Annotated in this window: 2 protein-coding genes and 1 pseudogene; 2 read left to right on the top strand and 1 reads right to left on the bottom strand. The window is 69.6% G+C overall.

The window, feature by feature from the left end:
• Window positions 1–674: pseudogene (locus tag QN345_RS16550) on the top strand (hypothetical protein); the annotation flags it as partial.
• Window positions 675–1,008: 334 nt separating this feature from the next.
• Window positions 1,009–2,700, top strand: coding sequence for a hypothetical protein (locus QN345_RS16545; protein WP_322140613.1), 1,692 nt, complete (start codon window positions 1,009–1,011; stop codon window positions 2,698–2,700).
• Between the two features lie 242 nt (window positions 2,701–2,942).
• Here the strand turns inward: QN345_RS16545 and QN345_RS16540 are convergent, their stop codons facing one another.
• Window positions 2,943–3,665 (bottom strand): EAL domain-containing protein, encoded by a 723-nt coding sequence (locus QN345_RS16540; RefSeq protein WP_322140614.1) that lies wholly within the window; start codon window positions 3,663–3,665, stop codon window positions 2,943–2,945.
• Window positions 3,666–3,893: the final 228 nt, after the last annotated feature.

Raw genomic sequence — 3,893 nt, 5'->3', positions numbered from 1 at the left:
CCTCGGGTGCGGACGGCATCGCATCAGGTACGCAGGTCGTCCCTGAAGTCGCTGCACCGGTGACGGTCGGCGGTAACTCCGTCTCGATCCTCGGTGACAGCAGCGCGACATCTGGTTCGCCGGCTCCGTCAGGGTCTGGCGCGGGAACGACCTCCGCTCCCACGGCAGGATCCGCCCCGGTGACCTCAGGTTCGGATGCCACGGCGTCAGGCACGCAGGTCGACCCGGTGGTTTCCGCTCCCGTGACGGTCGGCGGCAACGCGGTCTCCGTCGTCGGTGACAGCGAGTCGGTGACCCCGACCTCCGTGACCCCGATGACCCCGATGACCACGGCTACAATGGTGGCCCCGATGGCCCCGATGGCCCCGATGGCCCCGATGGCCCCGATGGCCCCGATGGCCCCGGTGACCTCGGCTATCCCGACGGATCCGACCGACGCGGCCGGCCCGACCGCCCTCATCGACACAATCGTGACATTCGGAGCTTCGGCGAAGTCGACCACGCCGGCGCACTCCGGCAAGGTCTCGGCCCCGGCCGCACTGTCGGTCACGGAGCTCGCATCGACCGGCATCGGCACACTCGAGTTCGGCGGTTTCGCCGGCCTGTCTTTGCTCATCGCCGGAGCCGCCTTGATGTTCACGCGACTGATCAACACCGGTCGTATGAACGTCTAGTCTCCACCCCTGATGCACGGATACCGTCGGCCCGACCGGACCGGCGGCATCCGTCGTTTAGGCGGTCCCGTGCTTGCCCTGAGGTGTCGCAGAACGACGTTGGAGGGGCGTAGGAACGTCGATCTGCGACGCTTCAGCGAGGTCGGGCCCACACTCATCGGTGAGTTGCAGAAACTAGATTTCACCTGCGATTCTCCACTACCCACTATCATCGTGGGCACACGTGTTGCGCGGGGGTGGTCCGCGACATGCAGGGGGCCGTCGTCATCGCCGGGTTCTGGCAGCCGCTTTCCGCCGCGCTCATGCCGACCGACGACCCGAGAAGGGCACCACCGTGAGCGACTCCCGCACCCTCCTGTTCGCCGAGGCCGCGAACCCCGCGACCTCGCCAGCCCGCCTCGCCAAGCTCGCCGCGAAGCATTTCGACCTGCATCGGGCGATCGCTGCGAACCCCGCGTGTTATCCAGGTCTTCTCGAATGGATGCGCGGCTGCGGCACGCTCGAACCGCTCGCACCCGCATTGACGCAGTCTCCAATCGCGGCGCAGGCACCGACCCGAAAGGCGGCGCACGCTGAGCCATCCGTGCCCGCCTATGCAGTCTCCCGGCCCGTGTCCCTGCCCATGTCCCTGCCCGTGTCTGGCCCGGTAGGGGCCGGGTCGGGCGCACCCGGCGGCTGGCAGCAGCCCGTCGTTCGGGCCAGCGCCGCGGCATCCGCCGGACGTCGCCGCCGTCGGCCCGGCCTGCTCTGGGGATCGATCGGCGTTGCCGTGCTGTTGCTCGCCGGTGGCGGCGTCTGGGCGTACGCATCCGTCTTCTCCAAGATCGGCGGGTCGTCGACTCCGCAGGCCGCAGTCGAAAAGCTCCTGACCGGAGCGGTGTCGCTGGACCTGCTCAACGTGTACGGCTCCCTGTCTCCCTCGGAGATCACCTCGCTCCGGGGCCCGGTCGAGACGCTCGGCCGGATCAAGCTGGATTCCGCGACCAGCCCGACCGACTACACGGCCGTCTTCGAGAAGCTGCGACCGAACCTGAACGTCACCCTCACCGGCTTGGACTTCTCGGTCACCGACATCGGCGATGGGATTGCTGTGGTCGCCGTGACCGGTGGCCAGCTGCACGTCGACGGTGACCCGAACGCTCTCGCCGGTCTGTGGATGGACGCCGTGAAATCCCAGCTCACCGAGCAGCTGAAGGCGACAGGCTCCACCGACGAGCAGGTCGCGGCCTCGCTCGAGAAAACCCGCGCGGCCGCCGTGGCCGGCATCGACGCCGCGTTGCCCTACGACCGCAGTGCGAGCGACCTTAAGCAGGACCTGGGGAGGGACGTCACCGCAGTCGCCGTGCAGGAGGGCGGCTCGTGGTACGTCAGCCCCCTGCTGACCGGGTTCGAGCAGGGCTTCCAGGACCGCCTGCGCGCGGACCCGACGTTCACCCGCGGGGCCATCGTCGCGCCGGCCACCTATGTCACGCCGGAGGACGCAGTCCGCGGGCTGGCCGACGGGGTCTCCGCCTACCTGGCCCGGGGAGATTCGGGCGCACTCGCCGCCGCGCTTCCCCTCGCCGAACGGCGCCTTGTGAGCCTATACGGCGTGCCCCCCTCTTCAGTCGACGGACGGAGCCTGAACGTCACCAACGTCGGCGTCTCCAGCACGGTGTCCGGCGACACCGCCCGGATCACGCTGGATGACCTGTCCTTCGCGGGGGAGTCGGACTCGGTGCCGTATGCGTTCTCGATCTCGGGAGTGTGCGCCACGGTCGGGAGTGCCTCTGGCGCAAAGATCTGCCTCGATCAGATCCCCGGCTTCGCGAAGCTCGGAGCCCAGGATCTGCGGCTCATCGCCGTGCACGAAGGCGACGGCTGGTTCGTCAGCCCGTTGCGCACCGTGGCCGATGCGAGCTCGATCGTGATCAACCGGGTGGCGCAGCTGAGCCAGAGCGGCGAGCTCGCCGACCTCTTAACCACGACAGCGAATGCCCCGATCACCTCCGACGAAACGGCTCCCGTCGAGGAGGGTGCCTACTGAGGCCCCCGACATCCGTGCGCGGCCGCGACGGTTTTGGCAGGCCGCGCCGGTCTGGTGTCGCGGCCGCGTCGGTTTGCGCAGGCCGCGCCCGCCGTTTCGGGTGCGGCCTGCGGAAACGGTAGCGGCGGCGCGCGCGGCTGACCCGCGGATGCCCCGAGTCAGCGGGCGAGCTGGCCGGCGGCAATGCGCGAGCAGACCGCGGCGACGTCGGCGGATGCGGCCGGTCGCGAGAAGAAGAACCCCTACCCGTACTCGCACCCGTGTGCACGCAACCACTGCGCCTGCACCGCGGTCTCGATGTCCTCGGCGATGACGCTGCTTCCGAGGCCGCGCGCGAGCCCGAGGATCGACTGCACGAGCGGCGCATCCGTTTCGCGCAGCCCGATCGCCGAGATGAACCGGCGGTCGATCTTGAGCACGTTCGCGCGCACCTCGCTGAGCCGGGCCAAGTTCGAGAACCCGGTGCCGAAGTCGTCGATCGCGATCGCCGCCCCGGCCGCTTGCAGCTCGGCCATGTTGTCGTTCACCTCCGCGAACTCGGTGACGTAGTCGCTCTCGGTCAGCTCGATCTTGAGCGCACCGCGCGCGAGCCCCGAGCTGGACAGGATCGCGAGCACCCGGGCGGCGTACTGGGGGTCGCCGAGCTCGATGCCCGAGGCGTTGATGCTGACGAAGAACGGCGGATGCCCCGGCGGGGCCTGGATCGTCCAGCCCGTGGCCGTCGACATGGCCGTTTCGAGTACCCACTCCCCGAGGCGGGGCCTCATTCCGCTCGTCTCGCACAGCGGGATGAATTCCTCGGGGGAGATCGCGCCGCGTACCGGGTGCGTCCAGCGCAGCAGCGCCTCGACGCCCGCCGCGCGCATCGTGTCGAGGTCGATGATCGGCTGGTACACGACGGTGAACTCGCCGTTCGCGATCGCAAGGCCGACGGCGGCGGAGGAGGCGTACTGGCCGCCGTGCACCCGGGTGGTTCCCCGGCCTGAGCATCGCGGCGACCGCCGACGCCAGCACGACGATCGAGTCGCTCGTGAGCATGCCGTCGTGCCGGGAGAGCGCAACGCTGATCGACACCGCGAGACCGGACGGCACCACCTCGTGGTCGCCCCCGGCCTGACCGACCTCGGCGGCCCCCGCATCAACACCCGACCCGTCGCCGGCCTGCCGCTGATCCACGTGGAGACGCCCCGGTT

The organism is Cryobacterium sp. 10I1, assembly GCF_035019805.1.
GTDB classification, from domain to species: Bacteria; Actinomycetota; Actinomycetes; order Actinomycetales; family Microbacteriaceae; genus Cryobacterium; species Cryobacterium glucosi.
This window is presented reverse-complemented; position numbering and strand designations above follow the sequence as displayed.